14 protein-coding genes and 1 rRNA gene are annotated in these 15900 nt (G+C 65.5%); 4 read left to right on the top strand and 11 right to left on the bottom strand.

The window, feature by feature from the left end; all coding sequences use genetic code 11:
- Positions 1-17 precede the first annotated feature (17 nt).
- Together EO141_RS05865 and EO141_RS05860 are read left to right on the top strand one after the other, a co-directional pair.
- On the top strand, positions 18-1022 hold the full coding sequence (locus EO141_RS05865) for a bile acid:sodium symporter family protein (RefSeq protein WP_164739088.1): 1005 nt from the start codon (positions 18-20) through the stop codon (positions 1020-1022).
- Positions 1023-1291: 269 nt separating this feature from the next.
- Entirely contained in the window at positions 1292-2872 is a 1581-nt protein-coding gene (locus EO141_RS05860) for a thioredoxin family protein (protein ID WP_127168721.1), read from the top strand.
- A gap of 219 nt (positions 2873-3091) precedes the next feature.
- On the opposite strand, the gene cyoE is transcribed toward EO141_RS05860, so the two are convergent.
- From cyoE to EO141_RS05840, 4 genes are read right to left on the bottom strand one after another with little or no spacing between them, the layout of a single operon-like run.
- The gene (gene cyoE / locus EO141_RS05855; protein ID WP_104584131.1) at positions 3092-3988 is read right to left on the bottom strand and encodes a heme o synthase; all 897 of its coding nucleotides are present in this window, start codon (positions 3986-3988) and stop codon (positions 3092-3094) included.
- 2 nt (positions 3989-3990) lie between these two features.
- Positions 3991-5154, bottom strand: a complete 1164-nt coding sequence (locus tag EO141_RS05850) for a COX15/CtaA family protein (protein WP_104584132.1) — start codon at positions 5152-5154, stop codon at positions 3991-3993.
- Between the two features lie 10 nt (positions 5155-5164).
- Positions 5165-5740: a hypothetical protein gene (locus EO141_RS05845; protein ID WP_127168720.1), complete on the bottom strand. Its 576-nt coding sequence runs from the start codon at positions 5738-5740 to the stop codon at positions 5165-5167.
- Positions 5741-5767: 27 nt separating this feature from the next.
- Positions 5768-6493, bottom strand: a complete 726-nt coding sequence (locus EO141_RS05840) for an SURF1 family protein (RefSeq protein WP_119131666.1) — start codon at positions 6491-6493, stop codon at positions 5768-5770.
- Positions 6494-6553: 60 nt separating this feature from the next.
- On the opposite strand from EO141_RS05840, the gene EO141_RS05835 reads away from it, so the two are divergent.
- Positions 6554-6772 (top strand): twin transmembrane helix small protein, encoded by a 219-nt coding sequence (locus EO141_RS05835; RefSeq protein WP_006449736.1) that lies wholly within the window; start codon positions 6554-6556, stop codon positions 6770-6772.
- A 98-nt stretch (positions 6773-6870) separates the two neighbouring features.
- Here EO141_RS05835 and EO141_RS05830 read toward each other — a convergent pair whose 3' ends face one another.
- Genes EO141_RS05830 through EO141_RS05805 form a run of 6 tightly spaced genes read right to left on the bottom strand, consistent with a single transcriptional unit; the run spans position 6871 to position 11611 of the window.
- Positions 6871-7746 (bottom strand): cytochrome c oxidase subunit 3, encoded by an 876-nt coding sequence (locus EO141_RS05830; RefSeq protein WP_104535425.1) that lies wholly within the window; start codon positions 7744-7746, stop codon positions 6871-6873.
- 39 nt (positions 7747-7785) lie between these two features.
- Positions 7786-8382 carry a cytochrome c oxidase assembly protein gene (locus tag EO141_RS05825; protein WP_127168719.1) on the bottom strand — a complete coding sequence of 199 codons (597 nt, stop codon included), beginning with the start codon at positions 8380-8382 and terminating at the stop codon, positions 7786-7788.
- Complete coding sequence (locus tag EO141_RS05820) at positions 8379-8549, bottom strand: hypothetical protein (protein ID WP_127168718.1); 171 nt, start codon at positions 8547-8549, stop codon at positions 8379-8381. Before EO141_RS05820 ends, EO141_RS05825 begins: the two co-directional genes overlap by 4 nt.
- Positions 8530-10134, bottom strand: coding sequence for a cytochrome c oxidase subunit I (ctaD, locus tag EO141_RS05815; RefSeq protein ID WP_115050952.1), 1605 nt, complete (start codon positions 10132-10134; stop codon positions 8530-8532). Before ctaD ends, EO141_RS05820 begins: the two co-directional genes overlap by 20 nt.
- Before the next feature lie 39 nt (positions 10135-10173).
- On the bottom strand, positions 10174-11118 hold the full coding sequence (gene coxB, locus EO141_RS05810; protein WP_115050953.1) for a cytochrome c oxidase subunit II: 945 nt from the start codon (positions 11116-11118) through the stop codon (positions 10174-10176).
- Positions 11119-11134: 16 nt separating this feature from the next.
- Positions 11135-11611: a DUF2244 domain-containing protein gene (locus EO141_RS05805; RefSeq protein ID WP_127168717.1), complete on the bottom strand. Its 477-nt coding sequence runs from the start codon at positions 11609-11611 to the stop codon at positions 11135-11137.
- A 289-nt stretch (positions 11612-11900) separates the two neighbouring features.
- Between EO141_RS05805 and putA the strand changes: the two genes are divergently transcribed.
- Positions 11901-15101 (top strand): bifunctional proline dehydrogenase/L-glutamate gamma-semialdehyde dehydrogenase PutA, encoded by a 3201-nt coding sequence (putA, locus tag EO141_RS05800; RefSeq protein ID WP_127168716.1) that lies wholly within the window; start codon positions 11901-11903, stop codon positions 15099-15101.
- A 705-nt stretch (positions 15102-15806) separates the two neighbouring features.
- Here putA and rrf read toward each other — a convergent pair.
- Positions 15807-15900, bottom strand: a 5S ribosomal RNA gene (gene rrf, locus EO141_RS05795); the annotation flags it as partial.

The raw sequence follows: 15900 nt of genomic DNA, 5'->3' as shown, positions 1-15900 counted from the left end.
CCCCCTCAATACGCACGATGATCAAACACTGGCTGGCGCGGCTGCGCATCGATCCATTCACCCTCGCGCTGCTGTGCACGGTCACGCTCGCCTCGTTCCTGCCGGTCTCGGGCACCGCCGCCGCGATCATGGACGATGTCACCGACGTGGCGATTGCTGCGCTGTTCTTCCTGCACGGCGCGCGCCTGTCGCGCGAGGCGGTCAAGGCCGGCGCGCTGCACTGGCGCCTGCACCTGCTGATCCTGGCCTGCACCTTCGTGCTGTTCCCGCTGCTCGGGCTGTTGTTCAAACCGCTCGCGCATCTTGCACTGACACCGGAGCTGTATATCGGCGTGCTGTTTCTGTGCGCGCTGCCGTCCACGGTGCAATCGTCGATCGCCTTCACCTCGATGGCGCGCGGCAACGTGCCGGCGGCTGTCTGCGCCGCCTCGCTTTCCAGCCTGCTGGGGGTGTTCTTCACACCGTTGCTGATGGGCGCCCTGGTCGGCAGTCAGGGCGCGATGGCGCACCCGGCTGAGGCGATCGGCAAGATCCTGCTGCAGTTGCTGGTGCCGTTTCTGGCTGGCCATTTCATGCGCCCGTGGATCGGCGGCTGGGTCGAACGGCATCGCGCCGTGCTGCGTTATACCGACCAGGGCACCATCCTGCTGGTGGTCTACACCGCCTTCAGCGCATCGGTGAACGAAGGCCTGTGGCAGAAGACGCCGTTGCCGGCCTTGCTCGCGGTGCTCGGTGCGGCCGCGCTGTTGCTGGCGGTGGCGATGCTCTCGATCACCTTCATCGCGCGGCGCCTGCGCTTCAACCGCGCCGACGAAATCGCGATCGTCTTCTGCGGTTCGAAGAAAAGCCTGGCCACCGGCGTGCCGATGGCCAAGGTGATGTTTGCCGGCGGTGGCCTGGGCGCGATCGTGTTGCCGATCATGCTGTATCACCAGCTGCAGCTGATTGTCTGCGCCTTCGTGGCCGCGCGTTATGCACGCACCGCACCGGGCGAGACGCCGGCCGATGCCGGCGGGCATTGAACCTGACAACCACGGCACGACGGTGGCCTGATCGATGACACCCGGCGCCTCCCGCGCTGCGTGTCCTGCCAAGGAAGGCTGCTTGCCACCGGTGGGTTGCCTGCGCCGGATTCGCCAGGCCGCTACGCCCGGCGCGACACCGGTTCGCGCTGCGTGTCGCTGCGGGTTGTAAGCAGATATACAACGGGCATGACGCACTCCGCCGCTGGCACGGTGCCGCTCGCTAGAGTGTTCGATCCACCTGCCTGCCACGCCCATCGGTGATTGCCATGACGCTGTCGTTCCGACGCCCTGCCCCGCCCCTGATTGCGCTGCTGGCGGTACTGGCCACGCTCACCGCCTGCAACAAGCCCGCCACGCCGGCCGCCCCCGCGCAGACCGGGGCAGCGACCACGCCGGCGCCCGCGTCCAGCATTGCCTGGCGCGAGGGCGATGTCGACGATGCCTTCGCCGAGGCCAGGGAAAGCGGCAAGCCGATCCTGTTGTACTGGGGTGCGGCCTGGTGCCCGCCCTGCAATCGCTTGAAAGCCACCTTGTTCAAGGACCCTACCTTCATCGCCCGCACCCAGCAATTCGTGGCGGTGCATCTGGATGGCGATTCGGAGGGCGCGCAGGCCTGGGGCGAGCGCTTCGGCATCAAGGGCTATCCGACCATCATCGTGCTGCGTCCGGATCGCAGCGAGATCACCCGCCTGGCCGGCGATGCCGACAACGCGCGGCTGGCCGATGTCTTGCGCGTGGCCGCCAAGAGCACCAGCACCGTCAGGCAACTGCTCGACACCGCATTGCAGCGCCCGCAGCAACTCAGCGCGGACGACTGGGCCGTGCTCGGCAACTACGCCTGGGGCACCGATGACCGGCTGGTCAAGCCGGAACAGGCCGTCGATGTGCTCACGCGCCTGTCCAGGTCGGCGCCGCAGCCGGCCCTGCAACGCAGCTTCGCCCTGGCAGCGATTACCGCAGCCAAGCACCCACCGGGCGCCAGCGCGGCGTCGCGCAGCTTGCTGGAAGCGGTGCTGGCCGACCCGGCAGAGGTGCGCGCCAATCTCGGCACGCTGAGCTACATGCCCGCACGGCTGGTCGCCGCTGCCAGCAGCGATGCCAGCGAGCGCACCACCTTGTCCAACGCGCTGAATCTGGCGCTGGACAAGATCTATGCCAACCCTGCATTGCCGATCGCCGACCGGCTCGGCACCGCGTACGCACGGATCCAGCTGGCCCGCCTGGCGCAAGGCCAGCCCACCGAGACCGAGGCCAAGGGCGCGCAACCGCCGCTGCCCAAGGCCGTGGTCGACACCGTGCAGCAACGCGTGCAATGGGCCACCGACACCGCCAGGACCGATGAGGAACGCCAGTCCACCATCAGCACCGCCGCAGCGTTGCTCGGCGAGGTGGGCGACAACAGCGGCGCCGAACAGTTGCTGCTGGCCGAGTTGACGCGCAGCAAGACGCCCTACTACTACATGCCTGAACTGGCCGGCCTGGCCGAACAACGCGGCGATAAGAAGACCGCGCTGTCCTGGCTCAGGAAGGCGTACGAAAGCGCGCAAGGACCGGCCACCCGCGTGCAGTGGGGCGTGATGTACGTGGATGGGCTGATCCGGCTCAGCCCGGACGACACCGCCGGCATCGAAGCCGCTGCCACGCAGGTGATCGGCGAGCTGGCCGGGCAACCCGATGGCTACCGCCAACGCACCCGGCAGCGCTTTGCCACGCTGGGCGCTGCCTTGAAGACCTGGAGCAAGCAGCATCACCAGGACGGCAATGCGGTGCTGGCGCGTCTGCAGCAGAAGATGCAGAGCAGCTGCGGCAGCAAGAACACCGGCGAATGTGCCAGCTGGTTGGGCTGAGCCGGCATGGCGGCGCAGCCAGCCGCACCGCGAGTGTGGGCACGCTGACACCATCGCAGCGGCGGTTTGGCGGTTGGCCGCCGGATGCCCGACCACGCGCGCAACCGGCGGCTATGAGCGAGATGGGCCGGTTGCAGCCGCGCCGGCCAGCTCACTCCGCCAACAGCCTGGCAGGTCTACCGATGGCTGTTGGCGGTGGCGGGCTTCACTGCGCTGCCGCTAGCGCACCCACGGCAACAGCAGGTGATCCACCATCAGGAACGCGAACAGCGCCATCAGATACACGATGGAGTAGCCGAACATCTTCATCGAGAACAGCTCGTCCGGCGGGTCGAGCATGCGCCAGGCGTACCAGAGGAACACCACGTTGAGCACCACCGCGCCGCCCAGGTAGAACAGCCCGCTCATGCCCACCGCCACCGGCAGCAGGGTCACGATCGCCAGCAGCACCGTGTACACCAGGATCTGCTTGCGCGTATGCGGCACACCGTGGGTGACCGGCAGCATCGGGATCGCCGCCTTGGCGTAATCGGCACGCCGGAAGATCGCCAGCGCCCAGAAATGCGGCGGCGTCCAGATGAAGATGATCAGCACCAGCAGCGAGGCGTTGATCCAGTCGGCGCTGGTCGGCAAGCCGGTCACTGCGGCCCAGCCCAGCATCGGCGGCGTGGCGCCTGCCAGGCCACCGATCACGATGTTCTGCGAGGTCGCCCGCTTCAGGTACACGGTGTAGATCACCGCGTAACCGATCAGCGACGCAAACGTCAGCACCGCGGTGATCACGTTCACCCAGACCACCAGGATGGTCATGGAGATCACGATCAGCACGCTGGCAAACAGCAGCACCTGCCACGGCCGTACCTTGCCCACCACCAGCGGCCGCCATGAGGTGCGTGCCATCTGCGCGTCGATCTTGGCATCCAGCAACTGGTTGATCGCCGCCGCGGCCGATGCCGCCAGCCAGATGCCCAGAAAGCCCAATGCACCGGTGCGCACCTGCAGCCACGTCGGGACATCCGGGATGGCCAGGAACATGCCCACCAAGGCGGTGAACACGATCAGTGCCACCACCTTGGGTTTGGTCAGATCCCAGTAGTCGCGTGCGCTGACGGCCATGCTCACTCCGGCGCGCGCAGCCGCGCCAGCAGCGAGACCAGCACGAACAGGAGCGCAACTGCGCCGCCGTTATGCAGCACCGACACTTCCAGCGGCAGGGCCAACTTGACGTTGAGCATGCCCAGCGTCACCTGCACCGCCACCAGCACCGCCAGCGCACCGGCCCACACGCGCATGCCCGGCGAGCGCGACAGACGCCAGGCCAGCCACCACAGATACAGCGCCGTCGCAATGGCCCACAACCGGTGCGCCATCTGGATGGCGATACGCGCTGCGCCGTCGAGCACACCGCCTTCGTAATCCACTCCGATCCCGCGCCAGAGCGTGAAGCCTTCGCGGAAGTCGTGCGGCGGCCACCACTGGCTGACGCAACGCGGGAAATTGTCGGCCGACCAGCTGCCGCCGCCACAGGCCAGCGCCGCGTAATTGGCACTGACCCAGCCGCCAAGCGCGATCTGCAGGCCCAGCACCGCCACGCCCGCGCGCAACAGCCAGGTGAGCCGCGATGCGTCCGCCAGCGTGATCGGCAAATGGGTTGCGCGCCAGGCCATCCACACCAGCAGCGAGAACATCAGCATGCCGCCGAGCAGATGGCCCATCACCACGATGGGCTTGAGCAGCAACGTCACCGTCCACATGCCCAGCAGCGCCTGGAAGATCACCACTGCCAGCGTCAGCACCGCCGCACGCGCCAGGTCGATATTGCTCCAGCGCAGCGCCGCCAGCAGCAGGATGGCCTCGCCCGCGATCGCCACGCCGAACGCCAGCGTGTGCCAGCCGGACATGTACAGCGGAATGGACAACGCCACCAGCACCGCGGCAGCGACCACCTGGGCGATGCCCATGCGGCGGCGGCGCACCGCCAGCAACGACAGCACCAGCACCTCCACCCCGAGCGCCCCGGCCAGGAAGCGGTGCACCTGCTCGCGCCAGGCCTTGTGCGATTCCAGCGGCCGGATCTTGCTGGCCACATGCGCGTTGGCTTCGTCGCTGGTCTGTGGCCAGGTGACGCGGCCATAGCAGGTCGGCCAGTCCGGGCAGCTCATGCCGGCATCGGACAGCCGCACGAACGACCCGAACAGGATCGTGCTCGCAGTGAACAGCGCAGCCAGCCAGGCCATGCGATGGAAGTGGCGGAACAATGCCGGTGGCGCAAACAGATTCATCGAAACGGGCTCACATCAGTTTCAGCAGCTTGACCAGATCGGCACGCAGGCCGGCCGGGTCGAACCCCGGGGCATAGCGCAGGATCACGAAGCCGTTGGGGTCGATCACATACACCGGCACGCCGGCGGCATCGTCGGCACGCGGCAGGCCCTGCCGCAGCCGCGCGTCGTCGCGCAGCACACGCAGGGCCGGCATCGGCGGCAAGCCGGCCGGCGGGGTGCCGATCCACAACACCTCCACCTTGTCGGCGCGATGCCCGAGCAGTTGCCAGACCTTGTCCAGTTCGGCCGCCAGCGTCACGCATTGCTGCGTGCAACTGGCCGGCGGTGCGAGCGCAATCCGCCACACGCGTTCGGCAGGCGTCCAGGCATACGGCTGCCCGTCCGCGCGCACCGGCAACAAGCCGCGCAGGTCGGCAGGCGGCTGGAGCAACTCGCCGTGATTGCGCATCGATGCCGGCTGCCATCCGGAGAAGCGCAGCACGCCGGCCAGCAACATCGAGCCGAAGAACAGCACCGCCAGGGCAATCAGCATCCTGCGGCCGCGTTTGACCGAATGCGGCGTGGCCGATGTGGAGGAGGTCATGCCGGCGATTTTCTCATGCCGCAGGCGTCAGTGCCCGCGTCGACGGCGGCGACGCGCACGCCACGTCAGCAGCGTCGCGGTGACCAGCACGGCTGCGGCCAGACCGAACCATTGCACCGCATAACCCAAGTGCCGCGCGGGCGGAAGCGTATTCGGCAGCATCTCCAGGTCGCGTGCGTAACCGACCGGCAGGGCCGGATCCAGGCGCAGGACCTGCGACGAAATGTCGCGCCTGCCAAGCGCGCTGCGCAGGGCGGTGGTCTCCAGACGCGTAGCCAGCCAGGTCTGCGGCGCATCGGCAGCCGACAACGCCGGCCCCATCGCAAGCCCGGCCGAGGGCGGCGCACCCAGCAACCCCTGCAGCGTATGGGTCCCTTGCAGCGGCGTGGTCCTCGGCAATTGCCGATTGGCCGGCAACGGCAGCCAGCCCAGATCGACCAGCAGCGTGACGGGGCTGCCCTGCGGCGCGGCAAGCTGATAGATCCGCACGCCGGCGCGCCCGGCATGCAGCTGATTGTCCAGCAGCACCTGCTGCGGCAGAAACCGCACCTGCCCGCTCACCCAGGCCAGCGCATGCGGCGTGGCCAGGGCCTGCACCAGGGTCAACGGCGTCTGCCGCACCTGCGCCGCGCGTTCCAGCAACGCCTGTTTGTCGTGCATGCGCTGCAGCTGCCACTGTCCAAGCGCCACAAAACCCGCGCTGACCAGCACGGCCAGGCACCATCCCAGCACCGCCGTGTGCTTGCGCATCATGACAAGCGACGCAAAAAGGCGTGCAATGCCGCTACCACGCCGACGACCACCGGGGCTGTTGTGAACGATTCGCTCAAGACGTTGCTGATTGTCGCCTTCCTGATCGTGATCCTGTGGAACCTGGGCGCAGGCCTGTACTACCTGCTCACCGACCGTGGCGAAACCAAGCGTACCGTCAACGCACTGACCTGGCGCATCGGCCTCTCAGTCGCACTGATCGCCGTGGTGATCCTGGGCATCTATACCGGCTGGATCAAGCCGCATGGGCTCGGCCGCTGACGCGGCCGACGGGATTGGGGATTCGGCATTGGGGATTGGTAACAGCAAACGCGGATCGCTCTTGCCAATCCCCAATGCCGAATCCCCAATCCCAGCCCTCAAAGTACATACACGAACAGGAATAGCGCCAGCCACACCACGTCGACGAAGTGCCAGTACCAGGCGGCCGCTTCGAAGGCGAAGTGGTTGTCGCGGGTGAAGTGCCCGCGCGCGACACGCAGCCACATCACCGCCAGCATGATCGTGCCCAGCAGCACGTGCATGCCGTGGAAGCCGGTGAGCATGAAGAAGGTCGAGCCGTAGATGCCAGATCCCAGCGTCAGATTGAGCTCGGTGTAGGCGTGGATGTATTCCTCGGCCTGCAGGAACAGGAACACGCAGCCCAGCAGCACGGTCAGCCCCAGCCACAGCAATAGCGCGCCACGACGACCGCCCTTGAGTGCGTGGTGCGCGATGGTCAAAGTCACGCCGGAGCTGAGCAGGATCAGCGTATTGATCAGCGGCAGGCCCCAGGCCGGAATGGTCTGGAATTGCCCACCGATCGTGCCGGGGCCATTGGTCGGCCACGCAGCGGAATAACCGTTCCACAACAGTTCGTTGGTCATGACGCCATCGCCTTCGCCGCCCAGCCAGGGCAGCGTCAGCACGCGCGTGTAGAACAGCGCACCGAAGAAGGCGCCGAAGAACATCACCTCGGAAAAGATGAACCACACCATCCCCATGCGGAACGAGCCGTCCACCTGGCGGTTGTAGTGCCCGGCGTTGGATTCGCGGATGACATCGCCAAACCACATGAACAAGGTCGCCAGCAGCATCGCCATGCCGACGAAGAACGTCCAGCGTCCCCATGCCGCATCGTTGAGCCAGCTGGCCACGCCGATCATCATCACGAACATCGCAATCGACCCGACAAAGGGCCACTTGCTCTGGCTCGGGACGAAATACGCATCGGCGTTGGGACTGTGGTCGGCCATGGCGTTGCTTCCGTGTCGGTGCTGCGTGTGGATGAGGGATTACGGCGCGGCGCGCGGCGCGCTGGATGCGCCACCGCCCTGCAGCTCCGAGGTCAGGGTGTCGTTGCGATAGAACGTGTAGGACAGGGTGATCGTGGTGACTTCCGGCGGCAGCGCAGGGTCGACGATGAAACGCAGCGGCATGTCGCGCGTTTCGCCGGCCTGCAAGGTCTGCGCGGTAAAACAGAAACATTCGGTCTTGTTGAAGTATCCGGACGCGCGCGCCGGTGCGACCGATGGCACCGCACTGCCGACCACCGCACGCGCGCTGTCGTTGCGCGCAAAATACAGCGCCTCGTTGAGTTCGCCCGGCACCACATCCATCGTCATCTGCTCGGGATGGAAGGTCCACGGCAGCTTGGAATTGACCCCGGCATCGAACTCCACCCGCACCGTGCGCTTGCCAGGCCCTGCAATCGCCGCCGCATTGCCACGCGTGCTGCCCGGTGCGCGTTCCATGCGGATGCCGAACACTTTTTCGCACGCGATGCGATACAGCGGCACCAGCGAAAAGGTCAGCACGAACACGCCCAGCACCACGCCCAGCAGCTTGAACAAGCCAGCCGTCGGTGCAGGTGCAGGCGCCCGCGCATTCATCGTCCGATGACTCCCGAGGCGATGAAACCTGCGTAGATCAGCAACGCGATGATGCCGACGGTGATCGCCGTGCGGCGCACCGCGCGACGCTGTCGCGCCTGCCGTTCGGCAGCCGAGAGCAGCCGTGCCACCGCTGCCGGCGCCGGCTCAGTGACCGATGTCTTCATGCGCGAGATCTCCAGGCTTGATCACCGGCGGCACGGTGAAGGTATGCGCCGGTGCGGGCGAGGGCACCGTCCACTCCAGTCCCCTGGCGCCTTCCCAGGCACGTGCGTCGGCCTTGGCCCCGCCGCGCAGCGAGGCGAGCAGGATGCCGGCCATCAGGAACGGCGTGGCGAACATGCCGAACGCGCCGATCGAGCTGATCAGGTTCCAGTCGGCAAATACCACGTTGTAATCGGGAATGCGCCGCGGCATGCCGGCCAGGCCAAGGAAATGCTGCGGGAAGAACAGCAGGTTGACGAACACCATCGTCCACCAGAAATGGAACTTGGCCCAGGTTTCGTTGTACATCCGCCCGGTCCATTTCGGCCACCAGTAGTACACCGCCGCAATCAACGCGAACACCGCTCCGGTGACCAGCACGTAGTGGAAATGCGCGACCACAAAATACGTGTCGTGGTACTGGAAATCCGCCGGCACGATCGCCAGCATCAGGCCGGAAAATCCACCGATGCTGAAAAGGATCACGAATGCCACTGCCCACAGCATCGGCGATTCGAACGTCAGCGATCCCTTCCACATCGTGCTGACCCAGTTGAACACCTTCACCCCGGTCGGAATGGAGATCAGCATTGTGGCGAACATGAAGTAGATTTCGCCACCGAGCGGCATGCCCACGGTAAACATGTGGTGCGCCCACACGATGAAACTCAGGAACGCGATTGCCGCGATCGCATAGACCATCGCCTGATAGCCGAACAGCGGCTTGCGGCTGAAGGTCGGAATGATCTCGCTGACCACGCCAAACGCCGGCAGGATCATGATGTAGACCTCCGGATGCCCGAAGAACCAGAAGATGTGCTGGTACATCACCGGGTCGCCGCCGCCGGCCGCGTTGAAGAAGCTGGTGCCGAAGAACTTGTCGGTCAGCAGCATGGTCACTGCACCGGCCAGCACCGGCATCACCGCAATCAGCAGGAAGGCGGTGATCAGCCAGGCCCAGCAGAAGATCGGCATCTTCAACAGATCGATGCCGGGCGCGCGCATGTTGAGCACGGTGGCGATGATGTTGATCGCCCCCATGATCGAACTGACGCCGGCCACGTGAATTGCAAACACGCTGAAGGCCACGTTGTAGCCGCCCTGCAGCGACAGCGGCGGATACAGCGTCCAGCCACCGGCCGGCGCACCGCCGGGCAGGAACAACGTCAGCAGCAGCAGGGTAAAGGCCACCGGCAGCAACCAGAACGACCAGTTGTTCATGCGCGGCAACGCCATGTCCGGCGCGCCGATCTGCAGCGGAATCATCCAGTTGGCCAGACCGACGAAGGCCGGCATCACCCCACCGAAGATCATCACCAGTGCATGCACGGTGGTCATCTGGTTGAAGAATTCGGGTTTGACGAACTGCAGCCCGGGCTGCATCAGTTCGGCGCGGATCACCACGCTCATCGCCGCACCGATGATGAACATCACGAAGGAAAACAGCAGGTACAGCGTGCCGATGTCCTTGTGATTGGTCGAGAAGAACCAGCGCTCGACGAAACCGGGCTGGTGGTGTCCGTGGTGATCGACTGCGGTATGCGCCATGACGGAACGACCTCTACGAAGCGGTGCGGTTGCGGGCGATTAAAGAGCGGCAGTGGGCGCGGCGGCCGGAGCAGGCGCAGCCTCGCCGGCAGGCGGCGCTGCAGGTGTGGACGCCGGCGCCGGTGCGGGGGCGCCCGCCGGTGCAGCAGGCGGCGCATTGGCGCTGCGACGCGCCGCCAGCCAGCGCTGGAACTCGGCCTTGGGCAGCGCCTCCACCACGATCGGCATGAAGCCATGGTCCTTGCCGCACAACTCGGCACACTGCCCGCGATACACGCCGGGCTGCTCGATGTTGGTCCATGCCTCGTTGACGATGCCGGGGATGGCGTCCTGCTTCCAGCCAAGGGCCGGCACCCACCACGCATGGATCACGTCATCGGCGGTGATCACGAAACGGATCTTGGTCCCGACCGGCAGCACCAGGCGGTTGTCCACATCCAGCAGGTAATGCGGTTGCGAGGCCGCAGTCGGACGCTCGCCACTCTGGCGGATACGGTCGGACTCGCGCGCCAGCCGGCTGGTGAACTCCACGCCCTGGCCCAGATACTCGTATTTCCACATCCACTGGTAGCCGGTGACCTTGACGGTCATTTCCGACTCGCGGGTGTCGTACATCGCAATCAGCTTGGCCGTCGCCGGCCAGGCCATCGCGATCAGCACCAGCACCGGGATCACCGTCCACAACACCTCGGCCGTGGTGTTGTGGCTGAATTGCGCAGCCACCGCGCCCTTGGACTTGCGGAACTTGAAGATCGCATAGCCCATCGCACCGAACACCAGCGCGCCGATCACCACGCAGACCCACAGCGCCACCATGTGCGCCTCGTAGGCCATGCGCGCGGTCTGGGTGACCCCGCGGCCCATGTTGAGCTGCCATTCCTTCGGATCGGCCGATTGCGCCCAGGCAACTGAAGCGCCCAGCAGCGCCACCATCGCCAAAGCCCACTTCGAATACGTTGCCTTCCAGCTGCTGCGTTGCGTCATTGCCTAGACCCTTACGTCATCGGTGACGGCCATTGGCGGCCGCGAGCAAGCATTTCAACGTCGTTGCCAGTTCCACACGTTCGGCCGGCCCGAGAAAACTTCCAATCTCGATCTGCTTGCCGCTGCTGACCAGCACCACCCTGTCGTCGCGTTCCATGCATAACCGCACCCAATGCGGATGTGCCTGAAACGCTGGTGGCGCATGCCCGGACGCAAACACCTCGACGACGGTGTCTCCCACCCGGATCGCTTCTTCGCGCTCGCCACTTCGCCACAACTGCCGCAGCGCCAGCGCCACCACACCACTGTGCAACAGGGCGAACACCGGCGCGAATGCATTGCCGGTCCACCACCCCAGGCCCGCAACTACCCACATCGTTCCCGCCAATACTGCGAACAACTGCACGAACTGCCTGGCCGACAATGCCCGCGGAGGCCGCAACCGCAACTGCGTCCCGACCCCTTCGGACATCAACGGCAGTACTTCGATCATTGGCAACACGCAGCGCGCTGCGGGAACAGCCCGATGGTAGACCCGCGCGAACGCAGGCGGCAAGCGTTTCCGGCAATCATCGAATTGCTGCAGTGCAGCTAAAAACACGCGTAAATCAACCACTTCCCGATGCCGGCAGCGATCCCCGTGCCCGTGGCCGGCAACGATCGAGCCCGCTTGGGCCTGCGCTGGCCACGTGCACAAAACGGCGGAAAAGCTGCCGCTTCCACACAAGTGCGCGGAGCCCGCGGCTCTCTAGAATGAGCACGGATTCCCAGGCGCCCTACGCATGAACGCTCAGCTCGACCCGCTTGCCTCTCCCTCAGTTGCGCGCCCGCTGCTGGCGCCCGAGCTGCCTGCCGCACCCGGCGCATTGCGTGCGGCGATCACCGCCGCCTGGCTCAAGGACGAAACCGAGCACGTCCGCGAATTGCTCGACCAGGCGCGTCTGCCCGCCGCCGAACAGGCCAAGGTGCAGGCAGTCGCCGCCGATCTGGTCACCCGCGTCCGCGCACGTGCGCAAGACCAGGGCGCGATCGAAGCCTTCATGCGCCAGTACGACCTGGGCAGCGAAGAAGGCGTCTTGCTGATGTGCGTGGCCGAAGCGCTGTTGCGCATTCCCGACCAGGACACCGCAGACAAGCTGATCCGCGACAAGCTCGGCGATGCGGACTGGAAAAAACACGTCGGCGGCAGCGACTCGGTGCTGGTCAACGCATCGACCTGGGGCCTGATGCTCACCGGCAAGCTGGTGCAGCTCAACGACCTCACCCGTGCCGACGTGCCGGGTGCGTTCAAGCGCCTGATCGGCCGCGTCGGCGAGCCGGTGATTCGCCTGGCAGTGCGCCAGGCGATGAAGATCATGGGCCACCAGTTCGTCATGGGCCGCACCATCGGTGAGGCCCTCTCGCGCTCGCGCAAGGGCGACAACGCCGATTACCGCTATTCCTTCGACATGCTCGGCGAAGGCGCATTGACCATGAAGGATGCGCAGCGCTATCTGCAGGCGTACCGCGATGCCATCCATGCGATCGGCCGCAGCGGCAGTTTCGTCGGTACCGATGTCTTTGCAGCGCCCAGCATCTCGATCAAGTTGTCCGCACTGTATCCGCGCTACGAGCATGCCAAGCGCGCACGCGTGATGGCCGAACTGGTGCCGGGCGTGCTCGAGCTGGCGCAACTGGCCAAGTCCTACGGCATCGGCTACACCGTCGATGCCGAAGAAGCCGACCGTCTGGAACTGTCGCTGGACATCATCGAGGCCACCTTCTCCGACCCGTCGCTGGATGGATGGGAGGGCTATGGCCTGGCGGTGCAGGCGTATCAGAAGCGCACGCCGTACACGATCGATTTTCTCGCCGATCTGGCGCGCCGCGTCGGCCGTCGCATTCCGGTGCGTCTGGTCAAGGGCGCGTACTGGGACGCGGAGATCAAGCGCGCACAGATCGAAGGCCACCCCGGCTACCCGGTCTTTACCCGCAAGCAGAATACCGACGTGTCGTATCTGGCCTGCGCGCGCCGCATGTTCGCGCACAGCGATGCGCTGTATCCGATGTTCGCCACGCACAACGCGCAGACCATCGCGGCAGTACGCGCAATCGCAACGACCAAGCATTACGAACACCAGAAACTGCACGGCATGGGCGATGACCTGTATGCCGAAGTGATTCCGGCCGATCGCCTGGGGCTGCCCTGTCGCGTGTACGCCCCGGTCGGCTCGCACGAGGATCTGCTGCCGTACCTGGTGCGTCGCCTGCTCGAAAACGGCGCCAATTCCAGCTTCGTCAATCGCATCACCGACGAGGACGTCGCCATCGAAGAGCTGATCCGTGATCCGGTCGAAGCAGTGTCCTCGTTCGGCTCCATTCCGCATCCCAAGATTCCGCTGCCGACCGATCTGCTGCGCAGCCAGAACCAACACAGGAAAAATTCCATGGGCGCCAATCTCGCCAACGACAACGATCTGCGGCAGCTGGCCGAGCAACTCAATGCCGCCATCAAGCCGTGGAAGGCCGGCCCGCTGGTGCCCGGCGCGGTGATCGGCACGCCCAGCCAGGCCGTGCGCAACCCGGCAGACCGCCGCGACACGGTCGGGCAGTGGCAGCCAGCCGATCCTGCCACCGTACAGACGGCGTTGGCGACCGCGGCTGCCGCGCAGCCAGCCTGGAACCGCACACCTGCCGCCAGCCGCGCCACCATCCTGGAGCATGCGGCCGACCTGCTCGAAGCGCGCATGCCCGAGTTCATGGCCATCTGCGTCAAGGAGGCCGGCAAGACCCTGCCCGACGCCGTGGCCGAGGTGCGCGAGGCGGTCGACTTCCTGCGTTACTACGCCGGCCAGGCACGCGCCCAGTTCGGTGCGCCCGAACGCCTGCCCGGACCGACCGGTGAATCCAACGAACTGCAGCTGCATGGCCGCGGCGTATTCGTCTGCATCAGTCCCTGGAACTTCCCGCTCGCCATCTTCCTGGGCCAGGTCGCCGCCGCACTGGCCGCCGGCAACAGCGTCATCGCCAAGCCCGCAGAGCAGACCAACCTGATCGGCTACGCCGCAGTGAAGCTACTGCACGAAGCAGGCATCCCCGAGACGGTCGTGCAGTTCCTGCCGGGCGACGGCGCCACCGTCGGCGCGGCGCTGACCAATGACCCGCGCGTGGCGGGCGTTGCCTTCACCGGCTCCACCGAGACCGCACGCGTCATCAACCGCACCCTGGCTGCGCGCGATGCCGCAATCGGTGTGTTGATTGCCGAAACCGGTGGCCAGAACGCCTTCATCGCCGACTCGTCCTCGTTGCCGGAAGCCGTCGTCAAGGACGCGATCTCCAGCGCCTTCATGTCCGCCGGCCAACGCTGCTCGGCGGCCCGCGTGCTGTTCGTGCAGGACGACATCGCCGACAAGGTCATGACCATGCTGGCCGGCGCCATGGGGGAATTGAAGATCGGCGATCCTGCGCTCCTGTCCACCGACGTTGGTCCCGTCATCGATGCAGATGCACTCAAGATCCTCGATGATCATGCAGCGCGCATGGATCGCGAAGCCCGCCTGATCGGCTCCACCACCCTGGATCCGGCCGCCGCTAACGGCAGTTTTTTCGCCCCACGTGCGTACGAGCTGACCTCGCTGGCGCAGCTGCAGCGCGAGGTTTTCGGACCTGTGCTGCACGTCATTCGTTGGAAGGCCGACCAGCTCGACGCCGTCATCGACCAGATCAACGCCACTGGCTATGGCCTGACCCTGGGCGTGCATTCGCGCATCGACGAGACCATCGATCGCATCACCGCACGCGTTGCGGTGGGCAATGTCTACGTCAACCGTAACCAGATCGGCGCGGTCGTCGGCGTACAACCCTTCGGCGGCCAGGGCCTGTCGGGCACCGGCCCGAAAGCCGGGGGTCCACATTACCTGCTGCGCTTCGCTACCGAGAAGGTCGTCACCGTCAACACGACCGCCGCCGGCGGCAATGCCTCCCTGCTGACCTTGGGCGACTGATCCTCGATGCAGACGTCATAGTGCAGTCGATTGGACCAAAAAACCCCGCTCACGCGGGGTTTTTTGTTGGCTTGTGCCCTGCCAATGCCTCATGCGACGGCGATAAGTGATGTGGCCAAGCACATGCGTATCGGATGCAATCTCGGTGAGCAGCATGGCGGCCAAGAGAATAGACCAGTCACCGAGTCACCGAGGCACCGGGTGACTTCGATCTTGATGAATTGCATGGCCCTGATAGTCCCAGGGCCTCTGATAGTCCCCAGGGCTCCTGATGGTCCCAGGAGTCTGGCGCCTGTGGAGTGCAACCAGGCCCCATTTGCCCGCACTAGCCGGCAACCGGTGCTCCTCGTGCCGATCTATAAGCGGGAAGCCAGCAACCATCACAGGTACTTTTAGGTGCTTTTAAATGCTTTCACTGGCGACGCACTGACTGGTCGGTTCTTTGACCATCTACCAATCGATCGATAAACAGATGTCTTTGCGATCATCAGGGCAAGGTGGATGCCGCTGCAGTACCGGGAAGTCGGCCCTCAGCGTCAAGCGCGTGTCGTGCCACCAGTGCCTGGCTCAGCCTGAGCGTTGAGCCTGCGGATGCGGATCCGCTGGTCAGCGTGCGTCCTTGCGCGGTGTTTTTGGCGGTTACGTTGTGGATTTTGGACAAAAAGAAACCCTCAGTCCTGTTGGACTGAGGGTTTCGGGTAAAGCCCCTGGCGATGACCTACTCTCGCATGGCTTGAGCCACACTACCATCGGCGCAGCTGCGTTTCACTTCCGAGTTCGGGATGGGATCGGGTGGTTC

The organism is Xanthomonas sp. BRIP62415 (assembly GCF_003993515.1).
Lineage (GTDB): Bacteria > Pseudomonadota > Gammaproteobacteria > Xanthomonadales > Xanthomonadaceae > Xanthomonas > Xanthomonas euroxanthea.
This window is presented reverse-complemented; position numbering and strand designations above follow the sequence as displayed.

Bases quoted from the DNA above. Each gene is read 5' to 3' on its own strand.
- EO141_RS05805 (WP_127168717.1), bottom strand. From the start codon at position 11,611: ATGATCGAAGTACTGCCGTTGATGTCCGAAGGGGTCGGGACGCAGTTG.
- cyoE (WP_104584131.1), bottom strand. From the start codon at position 3,988: ATGGCCGTCAGCGCACGCGACTACTGGGATCTGACCAAACCCAAGGTG.
- EO141_RS05860 (WP_127168721.1), top strand. From the start codon at position 1,292: ATGACGCTGTCGTTCCGACGCCCTGCCCCGCCCCTGATTGCGCTGCTG.
- EO141_RS05865 (WP_164739088.1), top strand. From the start codon at position 18: ATGATCAAACACTGGCTGGCGCGGCTGCGCATCGATCCATTCACCCTC.
- ctaD (WP_115050952.1), bottom strand. From the start codon at position 10,134: ATGGCGCATACCGCAGTCGATCACCACGGACACCACCAGCCCGGTTTC.
- EO141_RS05825 (WP_127168719.1), bottom strand. From the start codon at position 8,382: ATGAATGCGCGGGCGCCTGCACCTGCACCGACGGCTGGCTTGTTCAAG.
- EO141_RS05845 (WP_127168720.1), bottom strand. From the start codon at position 5,740: ATGACCTCCTCCACATCGGCCACGCCGCATTCGGTCAAACGCGGCCGC.
- EO141_RS05820 (WP_127168718.1), bottom strand. From the start codon at position 8,549: ATGAAGACATCGGTCACTGAGCCGGCGCCGGCAGCGGTGGCACGGCTG.
- EO141_RS05850 (WP_104584132.1), bottom strand. From the start codon at position 5,154: ATGAATCTGTTTGCGCCACCGGCATTGTTCCGCCACTTCCATCGCATG.
- coxB (WP_115050953.1), bottom strand. From the start codon at position 11,118: ATGACGCAACGCAGCAGCTGGAAGGCAACGTATTCGAAGTGGGCTTTG.
- EO141_RS05840 (WP_119131666.1), bottom strand. From the start codon at position 6,493: ATGATGCGCAAGCACACGGCGGTGCTGGGATGGTGCCTGGCCGTGCTG.
- putA (WP_127168716.1), top strand. From the start codon at position 11,901: ATGAACGCTCAGCTCGACCCGCTTGCCTCTCCCTCAGTTGCGCGCCCG.
- EO141_RS05830 (WP_104535425.1), bottom strand. From the start codon at position 7,746: ATGGCCGACCACAGTCCCAACGCCGATGCGTATTTCGTCCCGAGCCAG.